Annotated in this window: 27 protein-coding genes, 1 pseudogene and 1 riboswitch; of the genes and pseudogenes, 8 read left to right on the forward strand and 20 right to left on the reverse strand. The window is 66.5% G+C overall.

Annotation, left to right across the window (positions count from 1 at the left end; genetic code table 11):
• From AC1DVA_RS03850 to AC1DVA_RS03860, 3 genes and pseudogenes are all read right to left on the reverse strand, one after another.
• Positions 1–187, reverse strand: a pseudogene (locus AC1DVA_RS03850) (IS30 family transposase); the annotation flags it as partial.
• A gap of 165 nt (positions 188–352) precedes the next feature.
• Complete coding sequence (locus AC1DVA_RS03855) at positions 353–838, reverse strand: redoxin family protein (protein WP_476805036.1); 486 nt, start codon at positions 836–838, stop codon at positions 353–355.
• A gap of 48 nt (positions 839–886) precedes the next feature.
• Positions 887–1,750: a protein-disulfide reductase DsbD domain-containing protein gene (locus AC1DVA_RS03860; RefSeq protein WP_265052212.1), complete on the reverse strand. Its 864-nt coding sequence runs from the start codon at positions 1,748–1,750 to the stop codon at positions 887–889.
• Between the two features lie 258 nt (positions 1,751–2,008).
• Between AC1DVA_RS03860 and AC1DVA_RS03865 the strand changes: the two genes are divergently transcribed.
• The gene (locus tag AC1DVA_RS03865; protein ID WP_265052213.1) at positions 2,009–2,620 is read left to right on the forward strand and encodes a YqgE/AlgH family protein; all 612 of its coding nucleotides are present in this window, start codon (positions 2,009–2,011) and stop codon (positions 2,618–2,620) included.
• A gap of 268 nt (positions 2,621–2,888) precedes the next feature.
• Here the strand turns inward: AC1DVA_RS03865 and AC1DVA_RS03870 are convergent, their stop codons facing one another.
• From AC1DVA_RS03870 to coxB, 12 genes are all read right to left on the reverse strand, one after another.
• Positions 2,889–5,828, reverse strand: a complete 2,940-nt coding sequence (locus AC1DVA_RS03870) for an EAL domain-containing protein (protein WP_476805037.1) — start codon at positions 5,826–5,828, stop codon at positions 2,889–2,891.
• Between the two features lie 77 nt (positions 5,829–5,905).
• On the reverse strand, positions 5,906–6,505 hold the full coding sequence (locus AC1DVA_RS03875) for a GNAT family N-acetyltransferase (RefSeq protein WP_265052215.1): 600 nt from the start codon (positions 6,503–6,505) through the stop codon (positions 5,906–5,908).
• A gap of 6 nt (positions 6,506–6,511) precedes the next feature.
• Positions 6,512–7,819: a M16 family metallopeptidase gene (locus AC1DVA_RS03880; protein WP_476805157.1), complete on the reverse strand. Its 1,308-nt coding sequence runs from the start codon at positions 7,817–7,819 to the stop codon at positions 6,512–6,514.
• Between the two features lie 29 nt (positions 7,820–7,848).
• Positions 7,849–9,264, reverse strand: a complete 1,416-nt coding sequence (gene thrC, locus AC1DVA_RS03885) for a threonine synthase (protein ID WP_476805038.1) — start codon at positions 9,262–9,264, stop codon at positions 7,849–7,851.
• Positions 9,265–9,335: 71 nt separating this feature from the next.
• Entirely contained in the window at positions 9,336–10,100 is a 765-nt protein-coding gene (locus tag AC1DVA_RS03890; protein ID WP_476805039.1) for an SURF1 family protein, read from the reverse strand.
• Complete coding sequence (locus AC1DVA_RS03895; RefSeq protein WP_476805040.1) at positions 10,097–10,471, reverse strand: DUF983 domain-containing protein; 375 nt, start codon at positions 10,469–10,471, stop codon at positions 10,097–10,099. Before AC1DVA_RS03895 ends, AC1DVA_RS03890 begins: the two co-directional genes overlap by 4 nt.
• Before the next feature lie 145 nt (positions 10,472–10,616).
• Positions 10,617–11,480 (reverse strand): cytochrome c oxidase subunit 3, encoded by an 864-nt coding sequence (locus AC1DVA_RS03900; protein WP_476805041.1) that lies wholly within the window; start codon positions 11,478–11,480, stop codon positions 10,617–10,619.
• 53 nt (positions 11,481–11,533) lie between these two features.
• Positions 11,534–12,145: a cytochrome c oxidase assembly protein gene (locus tag AC1DVA_RS03905; RefSeq protein WP_265052220.1), complete on the reverse strand. Its 612-nt coding sequence runs from the start codon at positions 12,143–12,145 to the stop codon at positions 11,534–11,536.
• Entirely contained in the window at positions 12,145–12,318 is a 174-nt protein-coding gene (locus AC1DVA_RS03910) for a hypothetical protein (RefSeq protein ID WP_265052221.1), read from the reverse strand. Before AC1DVA_RS03910 ends, AC1DVA_RS03905 begins: the two co-directional genes overlap by 1 nt.
• Positions 12,315–13,259 carry a heme o synthase gene (locus tag AC1DVA_RS03915; protein ID WP_476805042.1) on the reverse strand — a complete coding sequence of 315 codons (945 nt, stop codon included), beginning with the start codon at positions 13,257–13,259 and terminating at the stop codon, positions 12,315–12,317. Before AC1DVA_RS03915 ends, AC1DVA_RS03910 begins: the two co-directional genes overlap by 4 nt.
• Before the next feature lie 148 nt (positions 13,260–13,407).
• Entirely contained in the window at positions 13,408–15,039 is a 1,632-nt protein-coding gene (ctaD, locus tag AC1DVA_RS03920) for a cytochrome c oxidase subunit I (protein ID WP_265052223.1), read from the reverse strand.
• A 20-nt stretch (positions 15,040–15,059) separates the two neighbouring features.
• Complete coding sequence (gene coxB / locus AC1DVA_RS03925; protein ID WP_476805043.1) at positions 15,060–15,938, reverse strand: cytochrome c oxidase subunit II; 879 nt, start codon at positions 15,936–15,938, stop codon at positions 15,060–15,062.
• A gap of 345 nt (positions 15,939–16,283) precedes the next feature.
• Here coxB and AC1DVA_RS03930 point away from each other — a divergent pair, with 345 nt between their 5' ends.
• From AC1DVA_RS03930 to AC1DVA_RS03960, 7 genes are all read left to right on the forward strand, one after another.
• A complete protein-coding gene (locus tag AC1DVA_RS03930) occupies positions 16,284–16,793 on the forward strand; it encodes an invasion associated locus B family protein (protein WP_442864909.1) in 510 nt (169 codons plus the stop codon).
• Positions 16,790–17,404: a hypothetical protein gene (locus AC1DVA_RS03935; protein ID WP_265052225.1), complete on the forward strand. Its 615-nt coding sequence runs from the start codon at positions 16,790–16,792 to the stop codon at positions 17,402–17,404. Before AC1DVA_RS03930 ends, AC1DVA_RS03935 begins: the two co-directional genes overlap by 4 nt.
• Positions 17,405–17,478: 74 nt before the next feature.
• Positions 17,479–17,577, forward strand: a riboswitch (glycine riboswitch).
• Positions 17,578–17,738: 161 nt separating this feature from the next.
• Complete coding sequence (gene gcvT, locus AC1DVA_RS03940; RefSeq protein ID WP_476805044.1) at positions 17,739–18,902, forward strand: glycine cleavage system aminomethyltransferase GcvT; 1,164 nt, start codon at positions 17,739–17,741, stop codon at positions 18,900–18,902.
• 35 nt (positions 18,903–18,937) lie between these two features.
• Entirely contained in the window at positions 18,938–19,312 is a 375-nt protein-coding gene (gcvH, locus tag AC1DVA_RS03945) for a glycine cleavage system protein GcvH (RefSeq protein ID WP_265052227.1), read from the forward strand.
• Between the two features lie 155 nt (positions 19,313–19,467).
• Complete coding sequence (gene gcvPA, locus AC1DVA_RS03950; protein ID WP_476805045.1) at positions 19,468–20,808, forward strand: aminomethyl-transferring glycine dehydrogenase subunit GcvPA; 1,341 nt, start codon at positions 19,468–19,470, stop codon at positions 20,806–20,808.
• The gene (gcvPB, locus tag AC1DVA_RS03955) at positions 20,808–22,385 is read left to right on the forward strand and encodes an aminomethyl-transferring glycine dehydrogenase subunit GcvPB (protein WP_265052229.1); all 1,578 of its coding nucleotides are present in this window, start codon (positions 20,808–20,810) and stop codon (positions 22,383–22,385) included. The genes gcvPA and gcvPB overlap by 1 nt, the downstream gene beginning before the upstream one ends.
• Positions 22,386–22,479: 94 nt before the next feature.
• Positions 22,480–23,742, forward strand: a complete 1,263-nt coding sequence (locus AC1DVA_RS03960; RefSeq protein WP_265052230.1) for a L,D-transpeptidase family protein — start codon at positions 22,480–22,482, stop codon at positions 23,740–23,742.
• A 194-nt stretch (positions 23,743–23,936) separates the two neighbouring features.
• Here AC1DVA_RS03960 and AC1DVA_RS03965 read toward each other — a convergent pair whose 3' ends face one another.
• The 5 genes from AC1DVA_RS03965 to AC1DVA_RS03985 form a co-directional block, all read right to left on the reverse strand.
• Positions 23,937–24,413, reverse strand: a complete 477-nt coding sequence (locus AC1DVA_RS03965; protein WP_265052231.1) for a F0F1 ATP synthase subunit B family protein — start codon at positions 24,411–24,413, stop codon at positions 23,937–23,939.
• An 11-nt stretch (positions 24,414–24,424) separates the two neighbouring features.
• Entirely contained in the window at positions 24,425–25,000 is a 576-nt protein-coding gene (locus tag AC1DVA_RS03970; RefSeq protein ID WP_265052232.1) for a F0F1 ATP synthase subunit B family protein, read from the reverse strand.
• A gap of 134 nt (positions 25,001–25,134) precedes the next feature.
• Positions 25,135–25,362 (reverse strand): F0F1 ATP synthase subunit C, encoded by a 228-nt coding sequence (locus tag AC1DVA_RS03975; protein WP_038360954.1) that lies wholly within the window; start codon positions 25,360–25,362, stop codon positions 25,135–25,137.
• Between the two features lie 62 nt (positions 25,363–25,424).
• Entirely contained in the window at positions 25,425–26,189 is a 765-nt protein-coding gene (locus tag AC1DVA_RS03980) for a F0F1 ATP synthase subunit A (protein ID WP_265052233.1), read from the reverse strand.
• A 43-nt stretch (positions 26,190–26,232) separates the two neighbouring features.
• A complete protein-coding gene (locus AC1DVA_RS03985; RefSeq protein WP_265052234.1) occupies positions 26,233–26,583 on the reverse strand; it encodes an AtpZ/AtpI family protein in 351 nt (116 codons plus the stop codon).
• Positions 26,584–26,813 lie beyond the last annotated feature (230 nt).

Consider the following 26,813-nt stretch of genomic DNA (forward strand, 5'->3'; position numbering starts at 1 on the left):
CCGCCCGCGGCGCCCGCCGCCGGTCTGGAGGCCGAATGCCGCCCGTCGGCGAAAGCACCGAGAACACCGAAGAGGACTCCCGATCGAACCGCCGCCCAATCGAACTCATCGACTCGCCGGCCTTCCAGCGATCCCAGATCTCAGCCCGCTGGGCCGCCGAATAGTAGATCCGCCGCCGCTGCTTCATCACCCACGCTCCATCTCCAAAGGAAAAGTAGCGTGTTGCGATTACCGATTGAGACCACCACCCATTCCTGACATTTGTCGCGTTGAGCGCTTCAACGCCGCCGGCCCAACAAAAAAGCCCGCACGAGACGATCGCGCGGGCCTTGGGACTGCTACCCGGAAAGCCTCAGAGCTGGCCGAGCATCGTCTCGGCGCCGGAGGCGTCGGCTTTGCCCGGCGCTTCCTCGACATTGAGGGACTTCACCACGCCGTCCTCGATCAGCATCGAGTAGCGCTGGGAGCGTGTGCCCATGCCGAAGCCCGAACCGTCCATCGACAGGCCGATCTCCTTGGCGAAATCGGCGTTGCCGTCCGACAGGAACTCGATGACGCCGGCGCCGCCGCTGGCCTTCGACCAAGCATCCAGCACGAACACGTCGTTGGTCGAGGTCACCAGGATGGCATCGACGCCCTTGGCCTTGATCTCGTCGGCCTTGGCCAGATAGCCGGGCAGATGGTTCTTGTGGCAGGTCGGGGTGAAGGCGCCGGGCACGGCGAAGAGCACGACCTTGCGGCCTTTGAATAGGTCGTCGGTCGTCTTGGCCGCCGGCCCATCGGCGGTCATGACGCGGAACGTCGCCTGCGGAAGCTTGTCACCCACCTTGATCGTCATTGCGGCTGTTCTCCGTGAAGCCTGCGGCCGGGGCCGCTCGCCCCCGGATTAGGGCCTGCTGGCGGGGATGTCGAGTTCGAGCCGTGTCTCGACAGGCTTGGGCATTCCGCGGATGGTGAAGATGAGGGGGACCGGGCCGGCGGCGCTCTTCGGCCGTTCGTTGATCCGGATCTGGGCGACGACCGTCCCGTCGGGCTGCGGCGCCAGCCGGGATTTGCCGAAGGACCACATTCCCGGGCCTTCGGCGAAGATGTCCTGCACCTTGCCATCGGGCGGCGGCTGCAGGACGAGCCGCAACCCTGGATCGACCACGGTGTCGTCGAGCTTCGCCTCGATGATGGAGGTCTTCTCCTTGTGCGTTCCCGGCTTCACGGGCACCGGAACGCGCGCCTCGAAGCTCTCCAGCCGTGGCGACGTCACGGTGGTGACGCCGGGCTCGAGCCAGAGGCTCGCCTCGCCCTTGGCGGGAATGCAGATCTTCTCGCAGACCGCATAGTCGAGCTTGAGCACGACCATGACCGGCCGCGACGGATCGACCGGCTGCACCGAGATCGGGATCACGACCTCGCCGACATAGCCCACGGAATAGCCGGCCGAATCCTGGAACCGCTCCGGAACCGGCCAGCGCACGTCGAGCCCGCCGATATTGATCGAGCCCGACCAGTCGAAGCTTGGCGGGACGCCGAATTCACCCGGGCTGCGCCAGTAGGTCTTGAAGCCCGGCGACATCACGATCTCGACGCCGACGCGCTGCTTTCCGGTCGGGGTCGTGGGGCCGGCGATCAGCCGCAGCTTAGAATGCTCGCTCGTCGACCAGGGCGACGTCGCGGCTTCGGTCGCTGCCTCCTGCGCATGCGCGACGGCGCTCAGCACGAAAGGCGCCATGGCCAGCAGGGAAAAAACTCGGTTCACCGACCCTGCCTTATCCATTGCGAAACCGAAAAGCGAACAAATCCTGCATCTCCCTGCGAAGCCAGCGCCGCCGCGACCGTGCAGTTTCTTGCATAAATGGGGCACAATCGCGTTGCCGGCCGTGTCGGTACGCGCATTCAGCCGTGCCGCACGCGAACGTGATCCATGGCGGTGGCCAGGCCAGGGTCACGCGATCTTGGCAGGCCTGTTCGCATCCAACCCTTGCCGAGACTCCCCGACAACCTCTAGCATGGGTGGATGAAGATCGGCTCACAACCACGCGTCGGCGGCCGCAGCTATCTCGACGGGCAATGCCTGATCGCGATGCCGGGCATGGCCGATACGCGCTTCAGCCGCAGCGTCGTCTATGTCTGTGCCCATTCGGAAGATGGCGCGATGGGCATCATCGTCAACAAGCCGGCAGCCGATACGAGATTCCCGGACCTCCTCGTCCAGCTCGACGTCATCCCGTCGGAAGAGATCATCCGCCTGCCGAGCCGCGCCGAGAAGATGCAGGTGCTACGCGGCGGGCCGGTCGAGACCAAGCGCGGCTTCGTGCTCCATACCGCCGATTTCTTCCTCGAATCGGCGACGCTGCCGATCGACGACGGCATCTGCCTGACGGCGACGCTCGACATCCTCCGCGCCATCGCCGTCGGCAGCGGGCCGGAAAACGCCGTCCTCGCTCTGGGCTATGCCGGCTGGGCTGCGGGCCAGCTCGAAGCCGAGATCCAGTCCAATGGCTGGCTGCACTGCGCCGCCGACCCCGAATTGCTGTTCGACGAGGGCGTCGATACCAAATACCAGCGGGCGCTGAACAAGATCGGCATCGACCCGGCCTTCCTCTCGCGCGAAGCCGGCCACGCCTGAAACCGCCGCTCCGGCATTCTCGGCCCTGACCCGAGCATCTTTTCAACCCGAGTCATCCAGGGCGTGCCGATTTGGTGCGGAATCACGCCGTCATCCCGGGCTTGACCCGGGATTCATGCCGGGACGTTGCCGACGAAGGCTCGGGCATGGATCCCGGATCTCCGCTTCGCTACGTCCGGGATGACCCGCGTTTGACGAAAACGCGGCATGCTCTTGTCCTGCGATCCCCGGGTCTGCGCTTCGCTTTGCCCGAGCATGACGCAGTGGGTCACGCCGCTTCCGTCGCCGCAGCCGTTGCGCCCATCAGGCGGCGCGCTTCGGCCGCCGTCATCGGCTGTCCGAAGATGTAGCCCTGCGCGTATTGGCAGCCGAGCTGGTAGAGCTCGATCGCATCCGACTCGCTTTCCGCGCCTTCCGCGACCACGTCCATGCCGAGATCGGAGGCGAGTTGCACGATCGAGCGCAGGATCACCGGCGGGCGGCCATTGCCCATCTGCCGCACGAAGCTCTGGTCGATCTTGATCGTGTCGAAGGGGAAGCGCTGCAGATAGGACAGCGACGAGTAGCCCGTGCCGAAATCGTCGAGCGACAATCCGGCGCCGAGGTCGCGGATGCGTTGCAGCATCTGCGCGGCATATTCCGGATTCTCCATCACGAGGCTCTCAGTGATCTCGAGCTTCAGCGTGCCCGGCAGCACGCGCCGGCGCCCGAGCACGGTCTTCACGTCATGCAACAGATCGTGGCGCAGCAGTTGCCGGCTGGAGACGTTGACGCTGGCGAAGATCGGCGGGTCGACTTCGAGTGCAGCCTGCCAGGCTTCGAGCTCGCGCGCCGTCTTGTCCATCACATAGACGCCGAGATCGACGATCAGCCCGGTCTCCTCGGCGATGGCGAGGAAGTCCTGCGGCATCAGCCGGCCCTCGCGCGGATGGTCCCAGCGCACCAGCGCCTCGAAGCCCGCGATCGTGCGGTCCTCCAGCCGGACGATCGGCTGGTACATGACCTGGATCTCGCTGCGCTCGATCGCCCTGCGGAGGTCGCTTTCGAGCGCGAGCCGGTCGTTGCGGTCCGTCCGCATCGCCGGCACGAAGACCTCGATCTTGTTGCCGCCCTGGCGCTTGGCATGGGCCATGGCGAGCTCGGCGTTCTTAAGCGCATCGTCCTTGCGTGCGGCCGAAGAGGGATCGAACAAGGCGAGCCCGATCGAGGGCGTCAGCACGATCTCGCGCTCGGCATAGGTGATCGGCGTCGAGACGGCGCGGCGCACGAGCTCTGCCAGCGCCAGGATGCGCTCCGGGTCGCGCTCCGAGACAAGGATCATCGCGAAGGTATCGCCGCCGATCCGGGCGAGCGTGTCCTGCGCCCTCAGCAGCCGTCCGAGCCTGCGGGCCAGCGTCAGCAGGATCGAGTCACCGGCCGAGAAGCCGACCGATTCGTTGACCTGCTTGAAGCGGTCCACGTCGATCACGAGCACGGTCGGGCGGATGTTGTCGTCGGCACGGGTGAAGCCGAAGATCGCGCCGAGCCGGTCCTGGAATAGCTTGCGGTTGGGCAAGCCGGTCAGGTTGTCGTGGACGGCGTCGTGCAGCAGCCGCTCCTGCGCGGTGCGCTGCTCGGTGACGTCCGAGAGCGTGCCAATGACGCGGATGACCTCGCCGTCAGAGCCGAGGACCGGCCGCGCCTTGACGTTGAACCAGTGATAGGCGCCGCTTGCGGCGCGCAGGCGCAGGTCGAGATTGAGCTTGCCGCGCCGCTGCTCCAGCACGGCGTCGAGCGTGACGCGGTAGCGATCGCGGTCGGCGACGTGCATGTGCTCCAGCCATCGTGCCGCGGAGCCTTCGAGCGAGCCCTTGGGCAGGCCGAGCAGCGCCTCGATCTGCGGCGAGACGAAGACCTTGTCGGAACTGACGTCCCAGTCGAAGACGAGGTCGCCCGAACCCGAGAGGGCGAGCGCCCGCCGTTCGGTATCCGAGACCAGGCCTTGCGAGATCGCGCCGCCGGCGAAGGCGTGCTGGATCACGGTGAAGCCGATCAGCAGCACGATCAGCACGAGGCCGCCCAACAAGGCAGGCGCGACCAGATCGCGTTGGAATTGCCCGGTGACGGTGAAGCTCGCCGCCGTGACCCAGACCGCGAGCAGGAACCAGGTCGGGATCAGCATCACCGCGCGCTCATAGCCATGCGTCGCCAGATGCACGACGAGCACAAAGCCGACAGCCGCGACGGCGGCGATCGAGATGCGCGCGATGCCCGAGGCCATCGGCGCGTCGAAGACGGCAAGACCGATCAACCCGGCGAGCCCGAGGATCCAGATCGCCGTGACATGGCCGTAGCGCACATGCCAGCGCGACAGGTTGAGATAGGCGAAGAGGAAGACGAGCAGCGTCGCCGCCAGCACCACCTCGGCGCCGGCACGGTAGATGCGCTCGATCGCAGGCGTGAGCGGGAAGAGACGCTGGAAGAAGCCGAAGTCGAGGCCTGCATAGGCAAGGACCGCCCAGGCGAGCGCCGCGGCGGCCGGGAAGATCACCGCGCCCTTGACCACGAAGATGATGGTCAGGAACAGCGCCAACAGGCCGGCGATGCCGATGATGATGCCCTTGTAGAGGGTCAGCCCGTTGGTCTTCTGCCGGTAGGCTTCCGACTCGTAGAGATAGAGCTGCGGCAGGTTGGGCGACTTCAATTCCGCGACGAAGGTCACGGTCGTGCCGGGGTCGAGCGTGATCAGGAAGACGTCGGCGTCGGGGCTGGCCTCGCGATCGGGTGCGAGGCCCTGGCTCGCGGTCACCGCCTCGATGCGCTTGTCACCGAGATCGGGCCAGACCACGCCGGAGCCGATCAGCCGGTGGAACGGCGCGACCAGCAGCCGGTCGATCTGCTCGTCGGAATCATTCGTGAGCGCGAAGACGATCCAGTCCGGCCGCGCGCCGGATTCGCGCGCCCTGACCGCGATGCGCCGGACGATGCCGTCCGGCCCCGGCGCGGTCGAGATCTGGATGACGTCGCCGTCGGATTTGTTGCGCTCGACGACGTTGGTGAGGTCGATCACCGGCACGTCGACCGGCACGCGCACCGCTTCGACGGCGCTTGCCGGCGTCGCGGCCGCAAAAACAAACCACAGGGCAAGGCCGGCGACGGCGAGGCCGATCCGGAGGATGCGCTCGGAAATGGACAAGCTGTGCTCGGCTATCAGGCGGGAAACGATCATTCGAGTTTGAACGAAAATCCCTATTGGTCGCTCATGGCAAGGGCAAGGCAGAGCGCGGCTGTGGTCAACCGCTGCCGTCACGGCTTCTCTCCGGTCAGCGCGTCGTTCGAGAGCACGGCATAGAGCAGGTGATCGGCCCAGGCGCCGTTGATCTTGAGATAGGCGCGCGCCAGCCCCTCATGCCGGAAGCCGACCCGCTCCAGCAGGCGCCGCGAGGGCTCATTGTTCGACAGGCAGGCGGCCTCGACCCGGTGGAGCGCAAGTTCGGAGAAGGCGAAGCGTACGGCGCCGCGCACCGCTTCCGTCATATGGCCCCTGCCGGCATGGCGCTTGCCCATCCAGTAGCCGAGCGTGCAGGCCTGTGCGACTCCGCGCCGGATCAGGCCGAGCGTCAGCCCCCCGAGCAGCGCTTCCGAATGGGCCTCGAAGATGAACAGCGAATAGGCCTCGTCGCTGGCGATCTCACGCGACGCGCGCTTGGCCCGCAGCCGGAACGAGGCGCGGGTCAGGTCGTCCTCGTTCCAGGTCGGCTCCCAGGGCGTCAGGAACTCGCGGCTTTCGATGCGCAGCACGGCCCAGGCCGAGTAGTCGCTGGCCTGCGGCGCGCGCAGGAATAGGTTCTGCGTCCGGATCAGCGGGCGGTTTGGCGGCTCGCTCGGGAAACGGAAGAGCGCCATCGCCGTTCAGTCCGCCGCCCGGGCCGCCTGGCGCAGGCGCTTGGCCGCGGGAACGTCCTGGATAGGGCCGATCGCGGCGATGGTCGGTTGGTGGCCGAGCAGCGAGCGGCCGGCGGCGCGCACATCCTCCAGCGTCACCGCGTCGAGCCGGGCGGCCAGCTCCTCGCGCGGGATCGCCCGGCCGAAGATCAGCACCTGCCGCGCCATCTGCTCCAGCTTGCCGCCGGGGCTCTCAAGTGAAGCCAACAACCCCACCTTCATCTGGGCACGGGCGCGCGCCACCTCGATCTCGCTGACATCCTCGGCAGCCTGGCGCAGGCAGCCGAATGCGACCTCGATCAGCTCGTTGGCATCTTCCGGCGCGGTGCCGGCTCCGATGCCGAACACGCCGCAATCGGAGAAGGGCCAGTGGAAGGCGTCGATCGCATAGGCCAGGCCACGCTGTTCGCGCACCTCCTGGAACAGCCGCGATGAGAGCCCGCCGCCGAGCACGGAGGCGAAGATCTGCAGCGGATAATGGGCTCCGCCGGTGAAGGGCAGGCCGGGCAGGCCAAGCACGAGATGCACCTGCTCCTCGTCGCTGCCGATCCGGGCTTCACCGCCGCGATACTCGCCGGCTTCCCGCTCTGGTATTTCGTCCGGCCTGGCCGGCAGTTTCGACAGATGCTCGCGGGCCAGCGCGACCAGCTCGTCATGGTCCACGGCGCCGGAGGCGGCGAGCACCATGTTTCCCGCATGGTAGTTGCGCGCGAGATAGGCGCGGATCGCATCGGGCGTGAAACCCTTCACCGTCTTGGCGGTGCCGAGGATCGGCCGGCCGATCGGCTGGTCGGGGAAGGCGGCCTGCAGGAAGCGGTCGTAGACGAGATCGTCGGGCGTATCCTGAACGGCCGAGATCTCCTGCAGGATCACGCCCTTCTCGCGCTTCAGCTCCTCCTCGGTGAGGGCGGGCGAGGTCACGATGTCGGCGAGGATGTCGACGGCGAGCCCTAGATCGGCGCCGAGCACGCGGGCGGTGTAGCAGGTGTATTCGACTGATGTCGCGGCATTGAGGTCGCCGCCGACGCTTTCGATCTCCTCGGCGATCTGCAGTGCGTTGCGCCGCGCCGTGCCCTTGAACGCCATATGCTCGAGCAGATGGGCGAGGCCATGCTCATGGGACAGCTCGTCGCGCGAGCCGGCGCCGATCCAGATACCCAGCGAGACGGTCGCGGCATGCTCCATGTGTTGCGAGACGATGCGCAGGCCCGAGGGCAGGGTGGTCAGCCCGACCTCGGGATCATGGGCACCTTCCGGCCGAGCCGGTGCGGCGATCTCGGCGGCCTCGGCCGGTCCGGTCGCGCTCACGCTGCCGCCCCGCGGACGGCGCGGGCATGCTCGCGCACGAAGGCCTCGACCTTGCCGAGGTCGTTCGGCAGCAGCGTCAGGCGCTCCTTCCGCGCCATCAGATCGGCAAGATGGGCGGGCAGGGCGGGTTCGACGCCGCTCGCCGCTTTCACCGCCGCGGGGAACTTGGCCGGGTGGGCCGTGCCGAGCACGATCATCGGCGTCGCCGGGTTGCGCTTCAGGGCCTGCCGCGCGGCGCCGACGCCGATCGCGGTATGGGGGTCGAGCAGATATCCGGCTTCGGTCCAGCTCTTGCGGATCTCGGCCGCGACCTGCTCCTCGCTCTGAGCGCTCGCGTCGAAATCGCCGCGGATGCGCTGGAGCGGCTCGGCCGCGATCTCGAAGCGGCCGGATTGCTGCAGCGATTGCATCAGCCGGCGCACGGCGCCGCCGTCTCGGCCATGGGCCTCGAACAGCAGCCGCTCGAAATTCGAGGATATCTGGATATCCATCGAGGGCGAGGTTGTCGCCGCGACGCCGCGCATCTCATAGGCGCCGGTTTCGAGCGTGCGCGTCAGGATGTCGTTGCTGTTGGTCGCGATCAGCAGGCGCTCGATCGGCAGGCCTATCTGCTTGGCGACCCAGCCGGCGAGAATGTCGCCGAAATTGCCGGTCGGCACCGCGAAGGAAACCTTGCGCGCCGGGCCACCGAGCGCGACGGCGGAGGTGAAGTAATAGACCACCTGCGCCGCGATGCGGGCCCAGTTGATCGAGTTCACGCCCGAGAGGCCGATCTCGTCGCGGAAGGAGTGGTGGTTGAACATCGCCTTCACGAGATTCTGGCAATCGTCGAAGGTGCCTTCGACCGCGATGGCATGGACGTTCGGCGCATCGACCGTCGTCATCTGCCGGCGCTGCACGTCGGAGACGCGGCCCTGCGGATAGAGGATGAAGACGTCGACGCTCTTCAGCCCCTTGAAGGCGTCGATGGCGGCTCCGCCCGTATCGCCGGAGGTCGCGCCGACGATGCTGGCGCGCTGGCCCCGCTGGCCGAGCACCTGGTCCATCAGCCGCCCGAGCAGCTGCATCGCCACGTCCTTGAAGGCGAGCGTCGGGCCGTGGAACAGCTCGAGTACGAAGAGATTGTCGCCGATCTGGGTCAGCGGGCAGACGGCCGGGTGCCGGAAGCCGGCATAGGCCTGATGGATCATCGCGCCCAGCGCCTTAGGCTCGACATCGCCGTCTGTCAGGGCGCCGAGCACGCGTTCGGCCACGGCAGTGTAGGGCTGGCCCGCGAAGCCGGCGATCTCGGCCGGCGTGAGTTTCGGCCAGCTCTGCGGCAGATAGAGGCCGCCGTCGCGGGCGAGCCCGGTCAGGAGCGCGTCGGAAAAGCTGAGCGCCGGGGCTTCACCCCGGGTGGAGACATGCAACACGATCTTGGCCTCGGTGATCTCAGTCAGATGCTATAGGCCGGTCCGTCGGTTTCGGCAAAACCGTCGAGACGTCAGGCCGGGGCCGAGCCCTTCCGCGCCTGCCAGACCCAGGCCGCGAAGACGCCGAGCAGGGTCAGCGCCAGTCCGAACCAGGTCAGGGCGTATTGGAGATGGTTGTCGGGGATTCGTCCGATCAGCTCGCGCACATCGACGCCGGCCGGTGGCGTCAGCTCGTCGCCCTCCCGCTCGGCTTCGAGATAGAACGGCGCCGGAGGCAGGCCGAGCGAGGCGGCGATGGCGCCGGGATCGCGCGTGTAGAACTCGCGGATCGACGGCAGGTCATCCGGCGTGAAGGTGTTTCGGATTTCCGGCGCGCGCAGGAAGCCCTTGATCGTGTCGGGGCCGCTGGCCGGGCCGATCTGTCCGATGCGGCTTTCGGGCACGAAGCCGCGATTGACCAGGATGATCCCGCCATCTTCCAGCCGGAAGCCCTGGAACACCCAGCGGCCGAAGCCGGAGAGCTGGCGCGAGCCCGGCGGGCCGGCGGCGATCGTGGTGCGCACGCCGGCGATCGGCCCGTCGACGTAACGGCCTGTTGCGGCGACGCGGGTCAGGTCGAGCGCGGCGGCATCGAGCTTGGCCCATTCGGCGCTCGCCGGCATCGCAGCCGGTGCGCCGGCAGCCTGCGCCTGCAGCCGGTCGATATAGGCGTGCTTCTCCTGCATGCGCTGGAGTTGCCAGGCCCCGAGCGTGCAGAGGATCGCCGTGCCCACGATCGTCAGGATCGTCGGCAGGATCAGGCCCGGCCTCCGCTCGATTGCGATCTTCGCCGTCACTTCGCGCGCCTGCCTTCCTCGGCCTTGTGGGCGTATTGCAGCGCGACGGCGAGCCCCTTCATCGGCCTGAGCAGTCCGAGGCAGAGGATCAGCGCCAGCGGCAGCCACATCGACAGGTGCAGCCAGATCGGCGGCTCATAGGCGATCTCGACATAGAGCGCGGCGCCCAGCACGACGAAGCCCGCTATCAGCATGATGAAGACGGCCGGGCCGTCGGCTGAGTCCGCGAATTTGTAGTCGAGCCCGCAGGCGCTGCAGCGCGGCTTCAGCTTGAGGAAACCGTCGAACAGCGCGCCTTCGCCGCAGCGCGGGCAGCGCCCGGCCAGCCCCGTGGAATAGGGGGAGGGAGGTGTGGGTTCAGGACCGGCCATCGCAGCCTCCCAGAGCATCGGCCCGAAACGTGGAATGCGATTTTCGGGAAAGCCGATGCAAATCAAAGGACCTAAGCATGAAAGGCGGCCTCGCGGCCGCCTTTCATCAGACGAGAACCGCGGGGGCGCGGTAGTTGTTCGCGATCTAGTGCGCCGCGGCCGCGTGCCCACCCGCGCCCCAGACGTAGATCGCGGCGAACAGGAACAGCCAGACCACGTCGACGAAGTGCCAGTACCAGGCGGCGAACTCGAAGCCGAGATGCTGGTTCGGCTTGAAGTGGCCGAGATAGGCCCGGTAGAGGCAGATCGCCAGGAAGATGGTGCCGATGATGACATGCGCGCCGTGGAAGCCGGTCGCCATGAAGAAGGTGGCGCCGTAGATGTTGCCCCTGAAGGCGAAGGTGGCGTGCGAATACTCGTAGGCTTGGCACAGCGTGAACAGGATGCCGAGGATCACCGTCAGCCACAGGGCCTGCTTCAGGCCGGCGCGGTCGTTGTTGATCAGCGCGTAATGCGCCCAGGTCACGGTCGTGCCCGAGGTCAGCAGGATCAGGGTGTTGAGCAGCGGCAGATGCCAGGGATCGAAGGTCTCGATGCCTTTGGGCGGCCAGACGCCGCCGGTAAAATCGTAGCGGAGATAGTTGATCGTCTCGCCGGAAAACAGGCTGGCGTCGAAATAGGCCCAGAACCATGCGACGAAGAACATCACCTCCGAGGCGATGAACATGATCATGCCGTAGCGGTGGTGGAGCTGGACGACGCGGGTGTGGTGGCCTTCCGTCTCGGCCTCGCGCACCACATCCATCCACCAGGAGAGCATGGTGTAGAGCACGCCGAGCAGGCCGGCGCCGAAGACGAGCGGGCCGATATGCATGCCGCCCACGGGCAGCGCCTTCATCCACATCACGGCGCCGATCGCCAGCACGGTCGCGCTGGCGGCGCCGACGAGCGGCCACGGGCTCGGATCGACGAGGTGGTAGTCGTGGTGCTTCGTATGGGCCCCGGCCATCTTATTCAGTCTCCGCGTACGGCGTCTTGTCCGCGCTTTTGCTCTAGCGCGTTCTACAGTTTCGAATTGCCCGCGTCACCCTTGACGGAGCCGGCCTTGTCCTCGGCGACGGGCTGGCCCGACTTGGAGGCGAAATAGGTGTAGGAGAGCGTGATGGCGTGGACCCCATCGAGTTCGCGATTCCCAGCGATCTCGGGGTCGATATAGAACACCACCGGCGCTTCGAAGCTCTCGCCCGGCTTGAGCGTGTGCTCGGTGAAGCAGAAGCACTGGATCTTGACGAAATAGGCCGCGCCCTTCTCCGGCGCGACATTGTAGGTCGCGATGCCGGTCACGGTGCGGTCCGAGCGATTCGTCATCTTGTAGAACACGGTCTGCGTCGCGCCGACGCGGACCTTGATCTCCGGGCTCTCGGCCTCGAACTTCCAGCCCAGCCCCGGCGCGACATTGGCATCGAAACGCACTGCCATCGTCCGGTCGAGGATCTTGCCGGCGCCGGCCGTGCCGACCATCGGCGTGCCGCCGAAACCGGTGACCTTGCAGAACAGGTCGTAGAGCGGCACCGCCGCGAAGGAGGCGCCCAGCATGCCGAAGGCGACGCCGGCGCAGATCAACGCGGTGCGCGCCGGATTGGCCCTGGGCTTCTCGGGGGCGGGGTTCGTCATCACAGCGGCCGGTTCATGATCGCGGGGCCGGTCTTCACCAGCGTCACCACGAAGAAGAACACCACGAGCCCGGCCAGCACCAGCGCGAGCGCGACGGAGCGGCGGCGGCGGCGCGCCATGTCCTCCGGCGAGAACGGAGCCGGCGCGGGCTGCTTGGGGGGCTGCTCGCTCATCCGATCACCTTCGGCAGGGCCCACATCAGCCCAAGGCCGTTCTCGACGAGCAGCACGGCGAACAGCAGGAAGAGATAGATGATCGAGAAGCCGAACAGGGAATAGGCGGCCTTCACGGCGGGCTGTCCCTCCGTGCGGCGCCAGACGCGGATCGCAAGCCAGATCATGGCGAGGCCGGTGGTCACCGAGACGATCAGGTAGAGCAGGCCGCCGAAGCCCATCAGTGCCGGCAGCACGGCGACGGGAGCCATGAGCAGCGAATAGAGCACGATCTGCCGGCGGGTGGCGGCGGGGCCGGCCACGTTCGGCATCATCGGGATGCCGGCGCGCGCATAGTCTTCGGACTTGACCAGCGCCAGCGCCCAGAAATGCGGCGGGGTCCACAGGAAGATGATCGCGAACAGCACCAGCGAATGCCAGCCGAAATCGCCGGTCACCACCGCTTCGCCGATCATAGGCGGGAAGGCCCCGGCGGCACCGCCGATCACGATGTTCTGCGGCGTCCAGCGCTTCAGCCACATCGAGTAGACGACGGCGTAGAAGAAGATGGTGAAGGCCAGCATGAAGGCCGCAAGTTCATTGGCGACCAGGCCGAGCACCAATACCGAGCCGATCGAGAGTGTCAGCCCGAAGGCCAGCGCCTCGGAGGCCAGGACGCGGCCGGCCGGGATCGGGCGCTTGGCCGTGCGGCTCATCAGCGCGTCGATATCGGCGTCGTACCACATGTTGAGGCAGCCGGAGGCACCGGCGCCGACCGCGATCGCGATCAGCGCGGCGAGTGCGAGGACCGGGTGCACGGAGCCCGGCGCCGTCGCCATGCCGGTCAGCGCCGTCACCACGACGAGCGACATCACGCGCGGCTTCAGCAGCGCGAAGAAATCGCGCGCTTCGCCGGGGGAGGCGGTCAGGCCGTCGGTGCGGGTTTCGAACGCAGCAGACATCTGTCGAATCGTCTTCGTACTCGTGAAACGGCGCCGTCAGGCGCGTGGGTATTCGCGGCGATGATCTTGCCGCCCGTCTCCGGAAAGCCTCGGGCGAGGCTCTCGGGGGAAGGGCGGCGGCGGGCCGGTTGGCCCGCCGCCTGTTGTCTCAGTGGTCCGAGCCGGTGATGCGCGGCAGCGTCTCGAACTGGTGGAACGGCGGCGGCGAGGACAGGGTCCACTCCAGCGTCGTCGCGCCTTCGCCCCACGGATTGTCACCGGCGAGCTGCTTCTTCGTGAAGGCGACCACGAGGCCGTAGAAGAAGATCAGCAGGCCGAAGGCAAAGATGTAGGAACCGATCGACGACCAGAAATGCCATCCCGCGAAGGCATCGGGATAGTCCACATAATGACGCGGCATGCCGGCGAGGCCAAGGAAGTGCTGCGGGAAGAACAGCAGGTTCGCGCCGATGAAGGCCACCCAGAAGTGCAGACGGCCGATCCAGTCGGGGATCACGTAGCCGCTCATCTTCGGGAACCAGTAGTAGAAGCCCGCGAAGATGCCGAACACGGCGCCGAGCGACAGCACGTAGTGGAAATGCGCCACCACGTAGTAGGTCGCATGCAGCGAGCGGTCGACGCCGGCATTGGCCAGCACCACGCCGGTCACGCCGCCGACGGTGAACAGGAAGATGAAGCCCACCGCCCAGACCATCGGCGCGGTGAAGCGGATCGAGCCGCCCCACATCGTCGCGATCCAGGAGAAGATCTTGATGCCGGTCGGCACCGCGATCACCATCGTCGCGAACACGAAGTAGCGCTGCGTGTTGAGCGACAGGCCGGCCGTGTACATGTGGTGCGCCCACACGATGAAGCCGACGACGCCGATCGCGACCATGGCGTAGGCCATGCCGAGATAGCCGAAGATCGGCTTCTTCGAGAAGGTCGAGATGATGTGGCTGACGATACCGAAGGCCGGCAGGATCATGATGTAGACTTCGGGGTGACCGAAGAACCAGAACAGGTGCTGGTACAGGATCGGGTCGCCGCCGCCGGCCGGATCATAGAAGGTCGTGCCGAAATTGCGGTCGGTCAGCAGCATGGTGATCGCGCCCGCGAGCACCGGCAGCGCCAGCAGCAGCAGGAAGGCGGTGACCAGCACGCCCCAGGCGAACAGCGGCATCTTGTGCATGGTCATGCCGGGCGCGCGCATGTTCAGGATCGTGGTGATGAAGTTGATCGCGCCCAGGATCGAGGCCGCACCGGCGAGGTGCAGCGACAGGATGCCGAAATCGACCGACGGGCCGGGATGTCCGGTCGTCGAGAACGGCGGATAGACCGTCCAGCCCGTGCCGACACCGTGCGCGCCGGGAGCACCTTCGACGAACATCGAGATGATCATCAGGATGAACGCCGCGACGGTGAGCCAGAACGAGATGTTGTTCATGCGCGGGAAGGCCATGTCCGGCGCGCCGATCATCAGCGGCACGAACCAGTTGCCGAAGCCGCCGATGACGGCGGGCATGACCATGAAGAAGATCATGATCAGGCCGTGGCCGGTGACGAAGACGTTGTAGCTCTGGCCGTTGGCGAAGATCTGCAGGCCGGGCTGCTGCAGCTCGATGCGCATCATGATCGAGAGGAAGCCGCCGACGAGGCCCGCGATGATCGAGAAGATCAGGTAGAGCGTGCCGATGTCCTTGTGGTTGGTGGACAGGAGCCAGCGGCGCCACCCGGTCGGGTGGTCGTGATGGGCCTCGTCATGTCCATGGCCGTGAGCGTGCGGTGCCGCGGTTGCCATCGTCTAGTCTCCTCGGCGAATTACTTGGACGCGGCGGCGAGCTTGCTGCCCGCATCCTCGGCATTGGCGAATTTCTGCTTCGCTTCGGCGAGCCAGGCGGCGTAGCGCTCCTGGCTGACGACGCGGAAGGCGATCGGCATGTAGGCGTGGTTCTGGCCGCAGATGAACGAGCACTGGCCGTAATAGATGCCTTCGCGCTCGGCCTTGAACCAGGTTTCGTTCAGCCGGCCGGGAATCGCGTCGATCTTGATGCCGAAGGACGGCACCGTGAATTTGTGGATGACGTCGGCGCCGGTGACCTGGACGCGGACGGTCTTGCCGACCGGCACGACCGCCTCGTTGTCGACGGCGAGCAGGCGCGGGGCTTCCGCCGCCGCGATCTTGTTGCTGGCGATCGCCTCGGCGCGCTGCTTCTCGTCCAGCATCAGCGAGTCGAAGCCGAAGGCGCCGGTGTCCTGCGCATATTCATAGGACCAGTACCACTGCTTGCCGGTGACCTTCAGGGTCAGGTCGGCCTGCGGCACTTCGAGCTGCAGCTTGAGCAGGCGGAACGAGGGAATCGCGATGACGACGAGGATCAGGACCGGGATCACGGTCCAGGCCACTTCGAGCAGGGCGTTGTGCGTGGTCTTCGACGGAACCGGGTTGGCCTTCTCGTTGAAGCGGAAGACCACGTAGACCAGCAGGGCGAGCACGAAGAGCGTGACGACGCCGATGATGATGTTCAGCCAGTCATGGAACCAGTGGATGAACTCGGCGACCGGGGTCGCCGCACCCTGCAGGTTCATCTGCCAGGGCGATGGCATGCCGGTGCCGGCGATGGCCGGGACAGTCGCCAGCGCGGCGACGGCAAGGGCCGTGGCGGCCGCTGTTGCAAAGGTCCTGCTCAGAAATCGCATCGATCCGACATGCTCCTCAATCGACCTGCATGGGAACCTACCGGCTTTGCCCCACGCACGAAGGGGCGACCGCGAAGTCGCCTCGTTCTTCGGGATTGCGATAAATCAAAGATCGCGCTTACGCCAGAGGGGCAATGAAGAGGCGCCCCGACATCTGTGCGGCATAATCGCGCGAGGTCTTGACGGAAGCGGCTGGACACGCCCGTGCCCGCCTTGACAGGGCCCTGCCTGCATGGTCCCAACGGATTTTATGTGAAGAGCGGTGGGATTCTCTCGCACGGTCGGCGTTTTGCCTGAATCTTGCGCTTCTGCTGCAGTGACGAGTCGGTTTGGAGGATGGCACGGATGATGAGGATCATCGGAGCGGCAGGCGCCTTGGCGCTGGCGCTGCTGGGGACGAGTCTCACCGCCGGCTCCGCTTTCGCGCAGGGCGCGGTGCGTTCGACACATGGCGATTGGCAGATGCGCTGCGAGGTGCCGCCGGGTGCCAAGGCGGAGCAATGCGCACTCGTCCAGAACGTCGCCGCCGAGGACAGGCCGAATTTGACGCTGCTGGTCATCGTGCTGAAGACGGCCGATCAAAAGAGCCGGCTCCTGCGTGTCGTCGCGCCGCTCGGTGTGCTGCTGCCGTCCGGTCTCGGCCTGAAGATCGACGACAAGGATATCGGCCGCGCAGGTTTCGTGCGCTGCCTCACCACCGGTTGCGTCGCCGAGGTCGTGATGGACGACAATCTGCTCGGCCAGCTCAAGGGCGGCAAGAGCGCGACATTCATCGTATTCCAGACGCCGGAAGAGGGGGTGGGCGTGCCCGTCTCGCTCAACGGCTTCGGCCCCGGCGTGGAGGCGCTGCCTTGATCGACCAGACTTTGACTGCGAGCCGCTGGTTTGCCCTGCCGCTGCTCTGCCTTGGCCTTGCCGGCTGTGGATCCTCTTCGTCCTCGTCGGGCCAGCCGAGCACGGCGCAGACGATCGGCAACGTCCTCATGTTCCAGTCGACGAAGCCGCCGGCGCCGGATCAGCTGCCGAAGGAGGAGAATGACGGTCAGTCCATCTGTCCGGAGGTCATCGTCGCCGATGGCGGTGCCGCGGTTCGCGCACAGGCCGGGCAGGACAGCAGCGGCCTGCGCTATCAGATCTCGATCACCAACGTCGCGCGCGAATGCACATCGACAGGCAATGGCGGCTTCCGGCTCAAGGTCGGTGTCGAGGGGCGCGTGCTTCTCGGCCCCGCCGGCGGTGCGGGAAGCTACGGCGCCACGCTGACGACGACGGTGTCGCGCGGCACGACGACTGTCGCCCGCCGCGCCTCGCGCGTCGGCGGCACGATCTCGTCCGGCCAGGGCGGTGTCGATTTCTCCCATGTCGAGGACGGCATCGTGGTGCCGGCCGGCAGCGGCGATGTCGAGATCATCGTGGGCCTGGGCCAGGGCGGCGCTGTCACTCCGGCGCGCAATCGCCGTCGATAAAGGCGGCTTTGCCGTGAAAGAGGGCGGCGCGCCGATTGACTAAGGCCGCGCCTCCTGTATCTCTGCCCCAGCCGCATATCCCCGCGGAAGAGACCGGGCCTGATCCGTCAGGGCCGGCGCCGAAGGCGCAACCGCCCCGGAAACGCTCAGGCAACAAGGACCGCTGGGGATTTGGCGCTCTGGAAAGCGGCGGGAAGCGATTCCCGCCCACCGACGGGTGTAACTCGTCCGGCCTCACGGTCTGGCGGGGAAATCTCTCAGGTCCCAAGACAGAGGGGGCGCGTTCCGGGCGATGCCGTCCGGAGCTTGCGCTCGACTCTGGGAGGGGCATGCCATGGCTGCCGAGGCACTTGAGGCCACAACCGACAATGCCGGCGCGCCTGCGCCGCTGAAGACGCCCTTGTACGCCCGCCATGTCGCGCTCGGTGCCCGCATGGTGCCCTTCGCCGGCTACGACATGCCGGTGCAGTACCCGGCCGGCATCCTGACCGAGCACAACTGGACACGCGAGAAGGCCGGGCTCTTCGACGTCTCGCATATGGGCCAGGCCTTCCTGATCGGTCCCGATCACGAGACTACGGCCAAGGCGCTGGAAGCGCTGATTCCCGCCGACATCGTCAATCTCGCCGCCGGCAAGCAGCGCTATTCGCAGCTCCTCAACGAAGAGGGCGGCATCCTCGACGACCTGATGGTGACGCGCTCGCTCGATCCCGACGAGGATGGGGCGCTCTATGTCGTGGTCAACGCCGCCTGCAAGGATGCCGACTACGCCCATATCGAGGCGCGGCTGCCGGCCAATGTGAAGCTGGTCAAGGCCGAGCATCGCGGGCTGATCGCGCTGCAGGGGCCGGGCGCCCAGGCGGTGCTAGCCGCCATCGCTCCGGAAGCGGCCGAGATGGGTTTCATGACGTCCCGCACGATGAAGGTCGCGGGCATCAAGGCCAATGTCAGCCGCTCCGGCTATACCGGCGAGGACGGCTACGAGATTTCCGCCGCCGCCAACAAGATCGGCGAGATCTGGGACACGCTGTTGCTCGATGCCACGGTGAAGCCGATCGGCCTCGGCGCCCGCGATTCGCTTCGGCTCGAAGCCGGACTTTGCCTTTACGGCCATGATATCGATACCACGACGTCCCCGATCGAGGCCGCGCTCAACTGGTCGATCCAGAAGCGCCGCCGCGAGGAGGGCGGTTTCCCCGGCGCCGCGCGCATCCAGCGCGAGCTGGCCGAGGGTGTGTCCCGCATCCGCGTCGGCCTGCTGCCGGAGGGCCGCGCGCCGGCTCGCGAGGGCACTGAGATTGCGACACCGGACGGCGAAGTCGTCGGCACCGTGACCTCGGGCGGCTTCGGCCCGACGCTGAACGGCCCCTGCGCCATGGGCTACGTCGCCAAGGCCCATTCCGCACCGGGCACGAAGCTCAACCTGATCGTGCGCGGCAAGCCGCTGCCGGCCGTGATCGCGCCGATGCCCTTCGTGCCGAACGGCTACAAACGCTGAATCGTTTTTCCGAGATATTTCGCCAGGAGGAGACCATGGCAGAGACCCGTTACAGCAAAGACCACGAATATATCCGCATCGAGGGTGACGTCGGCACCGTCGGCATCAGCGACTACGCCCAGTCGCAGCTCGGCGATGTCGTCTTCGTCGAGCTGCCGGCCGTCGGCAAGGCGCTGGCCAAGGGCGGCGAGGCCGCCGTGGTCGAGAGCGTCAAGGCCGCCTCGGAGGTCTATGCCCCGGTTTCCGGCGAGGTCGTCGAGGTCAATGGCGAGCTCGAAGCCACGCCCGGCACCGTCAACGAGGACCCCGCCGGCAAGGGCTGGTTCCTCAAGCTGAAGATCAAGGACGCGGGCGAGCTCGACGGGCTGATGAACGAGGCCGAGTACCAAGATTACGTCAAGACGCTTTGAGCTGAACCTCCGCGTCATCCCGGACAAGCGGCGAAGCCGCGCTGCTCCGGGATCCATCGGAGAGCGCGCCGCCCTTCGATGGATCCCCGGTCTTTGCCCGGGATGACGACGCGGTTTGGAATGCGTTCGGCGCCAGCACGATAACGGAAAACCCCATGCGCTATCTCCCCCTGACCGATACCGACCGCGAGGACATGCTCGCACGGGTCGGCGTCTCCGACATCGACGCGTTGTTCAGCGACGTGCCCGCCGGCAAGCTCCTGAAAGGCCCGGTCGATCTGCCGCGTGCCAGGGGCGAGCTCGAGGTCGAGCGCATCCTCGGCAAGATGGCCGGCCGGAACACCGCGGCTTCCGCCGTGCCTTTCTTCGTTGGCGCCGGCGCCTACAAGCATCATGTCCCAGCGACGGTGGATCACCTGATCCAGCGCTCGGAATTCCTGACCAGCTACACGCCCTACCAGCCCGAGATCGCGCAGGGCACGCTGCAATATCTCTTCGAATTCCAGACCCAGGTCGCGGCGCTGACCGGCATGGAGGTCGCCAACGCCTCGATGTATGACGGCTCGACCGGCACCGGCGAGGCCGTGCTGATGGCGCATCGCGTCACCCGCCGCCGCAAGGCCGTGCTCTCCGGCGGCCTGCACCCGCATTACACCGATGTCGTGAAGACGCTTTCCGAGATGGCGAACGACGAGGTTGTGGCGCTTAAAGCCGACGTCTCGGCCAATGAGGACATCCTCTCGCAGATCGACGACAGCGTCTCCTGCATCGTCGTCCAGTCGCCCGACGTGTTCGGCAATCTCCGCGACCTCAAGCCGATCGCGGAGAAGGCCCATGCCCATGGCGCCCTGCTGATCGCTGTTTTCACCGAGGTCGTCTCGCTCGGCGCCGTCGTGCCACCGGGCGCTGAGGATGCCGATATCGTCGTCGGCGAAGGTCAGTCGATCGGCAATGCGCTGAACTTCGGCGGCCCCTATGTCGGCCTCTTCGCCGCCAAGTCGAAATATATCCGCCAGATGCCGGGAAGGCTTTGCGGCGAGACGGTCGATTCGACCGGCCAGCGCGGCTTCGTGCTGACGCTCTCGACCCGCGAGCAGCACATCCGCCGCGACAAGGCGACCTCGAACATCTGCACTAATTCCGGCCTCTGCGTGCTGGCCTTCACCATCCATATGACGCTGCTCGGGCAGGCGGGTTTGACCCGCCTTGCCGAGGTGAACCACGCCAATGCCGTGAAGCTTGCCGATCTGCTGGCCGGCGTGAAGGGCGTCTCGGTGCTCAACGAGAGCTTCTTCAACGAGTTCACGGTGAAGCTGCCGAAGCCTGCGGCCGAAGTGGTCGAAGCTCTCGCCGAGAAGGGCGTGCTCGGCGGCGTGCCGGTCTCGCGGCTGATGCCGGGCGCCGGGCTGGACGACCTGCTGCTCGTCGCTTCCACCGAAGTGAATACCGATGATGACCGGGCGGCCTTCGCCAAGGCGCTCGCGGAGGTGCTGTGATGCTGAACCGTCAGGGACGTCCCACGCAGGCCGGCGAGGCCTCACATGAAGAGCACCTCACCTTCACCGGCAACAAGGCGCTTCAGCAGATCGAGCCGCTGATCTTCGAGATTGGCCATCACGAGACGACCGGCGTCGACATCGAAAAGCCGGCGCCGTTCAAGTCGCGTCTGGGCAAGCATGCCCGCCAGGGCGAGATCGGCCTGCCCGGCCTCTCCGAGCCCGAGGCGATGCGCCACTATGTCCGCCTCAGCCAGAAGAACTACGGTATCGATACCGGGCTCTTCCCGCTCGGCTCGTGCACGATGAAGCACAACGCCCGCCTCAACGAGAAGATGGCGCGGCTTCCGGGTTTCTCCGACGTGCATCCGCTGCAGCCGCTCTCGACCGTGCCCGGCGCGCTCGAATTGATGCTGGAACTGGCCAACTACCTGATGACGCTGACCGGCATGCCGGCCGTGGCGCTGAGCCCCAAGGCCGGCGCCCATGGTGAGGCCTGTGGCATGATGGCGATCAAGGCCGCGATCGAGGCCAAGGGCGAGGGCGCGACCCGCAACGTCGTGCTGGTTCCCGAATCGGCGCATGGCACCAACCCGGCGACCGCCGCGCTGATCGGCTTCTCGGTGAAGGCCGTTCCGGCGCGTCCGGACGGCACCGTCGCGGTCGAAGACGTGAAGGCCCTGCTCGGGCCCGACATCGCGGCGATCATGCTGACCAACCCGAACACCTGCGGTATCTTCGAGCCGCAGATCGTCGAGATCGCCGCGGCGATGCATGAGGCCGGCGCATATTTCTACTGCGACGGAGCCAACTTCAACGCCATCGTCGGCAAGGCGCGTCCGGGCGATCTCGGCGTCGACGCCATGCACATCAACCTGCACAAGACCTTCTCGACGCCCCATGGCGGCGGCGGGCCGGGTGCCGGCCCGGTCGTACTCTCCGAGCGCCTGGCGCCCTTCGCGCCCGTGCCCTTCATCCATGTCGAGGATGGCGGCAAGCTGCATCTGATCGAGAGCCGGGAGGAAGCGCCGGAAGGCAACAAGCCCTTCGGCCGCATGACCGCCTTCCACGGCCAGATGGGCATGTATGTCCGGGCTCTCGCCTACATGCTGAGCCATGGCTCGGACGGCATGCGGCAGGCGTCGGAAGATGCGGTGCTGAACGCCAACTACATCCGCGCCGGGCTTGCCGACCTGATGTCGCTGCCCTTCCCGGACCATCCGTCGATGCACGAAGTGCTGTTCGACGACGAGTGGCTGAAAGGCTCGGGTGTCTCGACGCTCGATTTCGCCAAGGCGATGATCGACGAGGGCTACCACCCGATGACGGTGTATTTCCCGCTGGTCGTCCACGGCGCCATGCTGATCGAGCCGACCGAGTCGGAATCGAAGGCTTCGCTCGACCTTTTCATCGCGACGCTGCGGGACCTCGCCATGGCCGCCAAGGGCAATGACAAGGAGCGCTTCACCAGCGCCCCGCACCACGCTCCGATCCGCCGGCTCGATGAGACCCGTGCCGCGCGCCAGCCGGTGCTGAAGTGGGAGAAGCCGGCGCCGGCGAAAGTCGCGGCAGAGTAAACGGCGACAGGCCGTCGCCGGCCGATCTTAATGCTTCCTTGACTATGTCGAGGAATGATCCCCCCGTGCCGCTCCCTGCGGCTCGGGGGTTTCCATGTCTATCCGTCCCGCCATCCTCGCTGCGACGGCCGCTCTTCTCCTGGCTTCGACGGCGGTCGTGCGCGCGAACGAGCCGAGTTACGGCCCGAATACCTATGACCGCACGCTCGAGGCGCTGATCGCCCATGAGGATGTCGCTGGCCGTGGCGGCTGGCCGAAGGTGCCGGGCAGCGCCGCGGCGCTGAAGCCGGATTCGCAGGGCGCGGATGTCGTCGCGCTGAAGCAGCGGCTGCTCGCCAGCGGCGATCTCGCGCCCGAGGCTATCGCGGGCGACGTCTACGATGCCGCCGTGACCGAGGCGGTGAAGCGCTTCCAGCGCCGTCACGGCCTGTCGGATCTCGGCACGGTCGGGCGCCTCACCCTCAAGGCGATGAATACGCCGGTCGAGACCCGGCTCAACCAGCTCACCGCGACTCTGGAGCGCCTCAAGGGCAACGGCTTCAACTTCGCCAGCCGCTATGTCGTGGTGAACATCCCCGGCGCCAGCGTCGAGGCGGTCGAGAACGGCGCCGTCCAGCAGCGCCACCTCGCCATCGTCGGCCGGGCTGACCGGCCTTCGCCGGTGATCCAGGCCAACATCACATCGGTCAACCTCAATCCCTATTGGACGGTGCCGATGTCGATCGTGAAGGCCGACATCATCCCGCATATGCGAAAGGATCCGGGCTTCATCGCCAAGTCGAACATGAAGCTGCTCGGAGCGGAGAACAAGGAAATCGACCCGGCGAGCGTCAACTGGGCGGGCCTGACCAATCCCTATTTCTATGTCCGGCAGGAGCCCGGGCCGACCAATTCGCTCGGCCAGCTCAAGATCGACATGCCGAATTCCGAGGCGGTCTACATGCACGACACGCCGAAGAAGACGCTGTTCCGCAACGATGTCCGTTTCAACTCCTCCGGCTGTGCCCGTATTGAGGGCGTCCGCGATCTCGCGGCCTGGCTGCTGGAAGGCTCGGAGTGGAATCGCCAGGCGATCGAGGACGAGATCGCCAAGGGCGAGCGCAAGAACATCGCGCTGAAGAAATCCGTGCCGGTCGCCTGGGTTTATCTCACCGGCTGGCAGGGCGCGGACGGGCAGGTCCAGTTCCGCGACGATATCTACGGGCTCGACACGCCGCAGGGCATCGTTACCTCGACGATCCAGCCGCGCAAGCCGAAGCCCAAGGCGGCGGTGGCTCCGCCGCCGTCACGACCTGCTGCGATGCCGGTGACTGCGGCGGGCAATGCTCCGGCTCCAGCGGCGACCGCCAGCAACTGAAGCGGCAACCCTGCCGTCATTCTCGGGCGAAGCGAGGCGCAGGTCCGAGAAGCTCTTTCAGGATGGGGCGCCTCTTTCGTCCTGAGATGCTCGGGGCAAGCTCGAGCATGACGCGTCACCCTCTCAGGCATCAAAAAGAAAACGCCGCGCTCCGAAGAGCGCGGCGTTGATCTTTCAGACGATCAGGGCTGGGCTCAGTTGAGCTTGGCCTTGACCTCCTGCAACCCGGCGGCGAAGGCGGCTTCGCCCGCCTTGCCGGCCATCTGGCCGCGCAGGATTGTCTCGGCCGCCTTGGTGGCAGCCTCCGCAGCCGCGGCGCGAACCTCGGCCTCGGCCTGGCTCTCGGCTTGGGCGATCTTCTCCTCGGCCGATTTGGTCCGGCGGGCGACGAAGTCCGCGAGCTTGGCCTCGGCTTCCGCCGCGAGGCGCTTGGCCTCGTCATTGGCGGAGGAGATGATCTCGGCGGCGTCGGCCTCTGCGGCCTTGCGCTTGGCATCGTACTCGGCGAGCAGCTTCTCGGCCTCCTGGCGCAGGCGGCGGGCTTCCGCCAACTCCTGAGCGACCTTCTCCCCGCGCGCATCGAGCGCGGAGACGATGGCCTTGGGCACGCCGAACTTGGCGAGCAGGGCGAGGAAGATAACGAGCGCGACGCCGACCCAGAAAGTATCCATCTGATCTCTCCTCAGCCGCGCGACAGGGCCTGGTCGACAGCCGCAGACGCCTCGCTGGCGCTGGGAGCCTGACCGGTCAGCTTCTCGACGATCGCGACGGCGATGTCGCTGCCGAGGCCGCGCACATTGGTCATCGCCTCGGTCTTGGTCTTGGCGATGGTCGCCTCGGCCTGAGCAAGCTTGGCGGCGAGCTCGGCCTCGGTGGCGTGACGCTGGGCGTCGCTCGCCTTGGCGCCGGTCTCGCGAGCCGTCTGGGCGATGCCCTGAGCGTTCTTGCGCGCCTCGGCGAGGGCCTTCTCATAGGCCTGCGCCATCTCCTCGGCCTTGCCCTGCATCTGCGTGGCGTGGTCGAGGTCGCGGCCGATCGTGTCCGCGCGCTCTTCCAGGATGGCGCCGAGACGGGGCAGGGCGACCGTGGACATCAGCCAGTAGAGCACCGCGAAGGTGATCGCGAGCCAGAACAGGTTGCTGGCGAAGTGTGTCGGATCGAAGGGCGGGAAGGAGGCCTTCTCGCCGCTCAAGCCGTGTTGCTGCTCGGCAGCCTGCGCCGCACCCGCCAGCAGAGTGGCGAACGAGGCGACAGCCACCGGCCATCCTTGTCCGACGAACCCTGAAGATCGAACCGGCATGGGGTGCCTTTCAGCGCAGAGAAAAGGAATCGCCGCGCACATGGCCGAAAGATGGCCGGCGCGCGCGACGAGAAAGCGATCGACGAAAAGCGTCAGACCACGAAGAGCAGCACGAGCGCGACGACGAACGCGAAGATGCCCAGACCTTCGGCGAGCGCCGCACCGATGAAGGCGCGCGGGAACTGGCCGTCAGCCGCGGAAGGGTTGCGCAGCGCGCCCGAGAGGAAGTTGCCGAAGATGGTGCCGACGCCGATGGCGGCGAGGCCCATGCCGAGCGAGGCGAGGCCGGCGCCGATGAACTTGGCTGCAACAGGATCCATGATGTTTCTCCAGTGTGGAAGGCTAAACGGTGGGTTGAACTCTCGCGAGCGCTGCTACGGGCTCAGTGGCCGGGGTGCAGCGCGTCGTTGAGATACACGCAGGTCAGGATCGCGAAGACGTAGGCCTGCAGGAAGGCGACGAGGAACTCGAGCGCGGTGAGCGCGACGGCCAGCAGCAGCGGCAGCGGCGCGATGGCATAGTTCAGCACGGCGCCCGAGCCGAGCAGCACGACCACGAAGCCGCCGAAGACCTTGAGCGCGATATGGCCGGCCAACATGTTGCCGAACAGGCGCAAGCTGAGCGAAACCGGGCGCGAGAGGAAGGAGACGACCTCGATCACCACCATGAAGGGCAAGAGCCAGCCCGGCACGCCCGACGGCACGAACAGGCCGAAGAAATGGCTGCCATGCTTCACGATGCCGTAGACCAGCACCACGCTGATGACGAGCACGGCGAAGGCGGCGGTGACGATGATCTGGCTGGTGACGGTGAACGAGCCGGGGATCATGCCCAGCATGTTGCTGGCCAGCACGAACATGAACAGCGAGAACACGAGGGGGAAAAACTTCATGCCCTCACGGCCCATCACGCCCGTGAGGGTGGAGGCGACGAACTCGTAGATCATCTCGGCGAGCGACTGCAGCCGGCCGGGAACGACCGAACGCTGGCTCGAGCCGTAGATCATGATCACCGAGACGACGGCGAGCACGATCACCATCCACAGCGAGGTGTTGGTGAAGGACAGGTTGAGGCCGAACGGCTTCAGCTCCACGATGGGAGTGATGTGGAATTGGTGGATCGGATCGATTCCGCCGCCGGCCGCCATGCTCTCGTTCCCTGTGGTGCGGCCTTCGCAGGCCGCCCTTCGATCAATTCGCCTTCGGACCGCCATTCGACCCGGAGGTCGGACGCGAACCGAGCCGATAGACGGATCTCAGGCCGGCGATGGTTCCGATCACCATGAAGGCGATCAGCAGGAACGGAGACGTTCCCAGCCACCGGTCGCCGAGGTACCCGATCAGGGCGCCTGCGATGATGCCGCCTGCGAGATCCGTCGCGGCGCGAAAGCCTGAGGACATCGCACCCGCAAGGGCCTTGTCCTCTCCAGCCGGGCCCGCGCCCGGCTTATCGTTCTCTTCCGCCCGTTTGATTGCGGACTTCAGGGAACCCAGTCTTGCGCGCAACTCCGAGTCTGAGGCGTTTGGGTCGGGTTCGGGCATGGTCTCGGTCCTCCGTCTTGATCGCGTTTACGCCGCGATCCCGCGAAAAACCACTATAACCACGACCAAACTCGCGCATCGAGCCGTCGTCAGCACGGCCTCCTTTATTGACAGCCCCCCGCGCTGTCAAGGCAGGTGGATAACGCCTAACGCATTGGAATATTTAGAAATTCGGGCTGGGTGCGACATTCTTGCCGCAATGCGGCGCAGATTGTGGCATTTTTTCAGCG

It is taken from the genome of Allobosea sp. P4_C6 (assembly GCF_056402015.1).

Excerpts from the sequence above, each read along its gene's own strand:
- AC1DVA_RS03960 (WP_265052230.1), top strand. The coding sequence starts at position 22,480 with ATGTCTATCCGTCCCGCCATCCTCGCTGCGACGGCCGCTCTTCTCCTG.
- AC1DVA_RS03895 (WP_476805040.1), bottom strand. The coding sequence starts at position 10,471 with ATGGCCGGTCCTGAACCCACACCTCCCTCCCCCTATTCCACGGGGCTG.
- AC1DVA_RS03905 (WP_265052220.1), bottom strand. The coding sequence starts at position 12,145 with ATGACGAACCCCGCCCCCGAGAAGCCCAGGGCCAATCCGGCGCGCACC.
- AC1DVA_RS03870 (WP_476805037.1), bottom strand. The coding sequence starts at position 5,828 with ATGATCGTTTCCCGCCTGATAGCCGAGCACAGCTTGTCCATTTCCGAG.
- AC1DVA_RS03980 (WP_265052233.1), bottom strand. The coding sequence starts at position 26,189 with ATGGCGGCCGGCGGCGGAATCGATCCGATCCACCAATTCCACATCACT.
- AC1DVA_RS03985 (WP_265052234.1), bottom strand. The coding sequence starts at position 26,583 with ATGCCCGAACCCGACCCAAACGCCTCAGACTCGGAGTTGCGCGCAAGA.
- gcvPA (WP_476805045.1), top strand. The coding sequence starts at position 19,468 with ATGCGCTATCTCCCCCTGACCGATACCGACCGCGAGGACATGCTCGCA.
- AC1DVA_RS03965 (WP_265052231.1), bottom strand. The coding sequence starts at position 24,413 with ATGGATACTTTCTGGGTCGGCGTCGCGCTCGTTATCTTCCTCGCCCTG.
- AC1DVA_RS03930 (WP_442864909.1), top strand. The coding sequence starts at position 16,284 with ATGATGAGGATCATCGGAGCGGCAGGCGCCTTGGCGCTGGCGCTGCTG.
- gcvT (WP_476805044.1), top strand. The coding sequence starts at position 17,739 with ATGGCTGCCGAGGCACTTGAGGCCACAACCGACAATGCCGGCGCGCCT.
- gcvPB (WP_265052229.1), top strand. The coding sequence starts at position 20,808 with ATGCTGAACCGTCAGGGACGTCCCACGCAGGCCGGCGAGGCCTCACAT.
- coxB (WP_476805043.1), bottom strand. The coding sequence starts at position 15,938 with ATGCGATTTCTGAGCAGGACCTTTGCAACAGCGGCCGCCACGGCCCTT.
- ctaD (WP_265052223.1), bottom strand. The coding sequence starts at position 15,039 with ATGGCAACCGCGGCACCGCACGCTCACGGCCATGGACATGACGAGGCC.
- AC1DVA_RS03875 (WP_265052215.1), bottom strand. The coding sequence starts at position 6,505 with ATGGCGCTCTTCCGTTTCCCGAGCGAGCCGCCAAACCGCCCGCTGATC.
- AC1DVA_RS03865 (WP_265052213.1), top strand. The coding sequence starts at position 2,009 with ATGAAGATCGGCTCACAACCACGCGTCGGCGGCCGCAGCTATCTCGAC.
- AC1DVA_RS03975 (WP_038360954.1), bottom strand. The coding sequence starts at position 25,362 with ATGGATCCTGTTGCAGCCAAGTTCATCGGCGCCGGCCTCGCCTCGCTC.
- AC1DVA_RS03915 (WP_476805042.1), bottom strand. The coding sequence starts at position 13,259 with ATGTCTGCTGCGTTCGAAACCCGCACCGACGGCCTGACCGCCTCCCCC.
- gcvH (WP_265052227.1), top strand. The coding sequence starts at position 18,938 with ATGGCAGAGACCCGTTACAGCAAAGACCACGAATATATCCGCATCGAG.
- AC1DVA_RS03855 (WP_476805036.1), bottom strand. The coding sequence starts at position 838 with ATGACGATCAAGGTGGGTGACAAGCTTCCGCAGGCGACGTTCCGCGTC.
- AC1DVA_RS03900 (WP_476805041.1), bottom strand. The coding sequence starts at position 11,480 with ATGGCCGGGGCCCATACGAAGCACCACGACTACCACCTCGTCGATCCG.
- AC1DVA_RS03910 (WP_265052221.1), bottom strand. The coding sequence starts at position 12,318 with ATGAGCGAGCAGCCCCCCAAGCAGCCCGCGCCGGCTCCGTTCTCGCCG.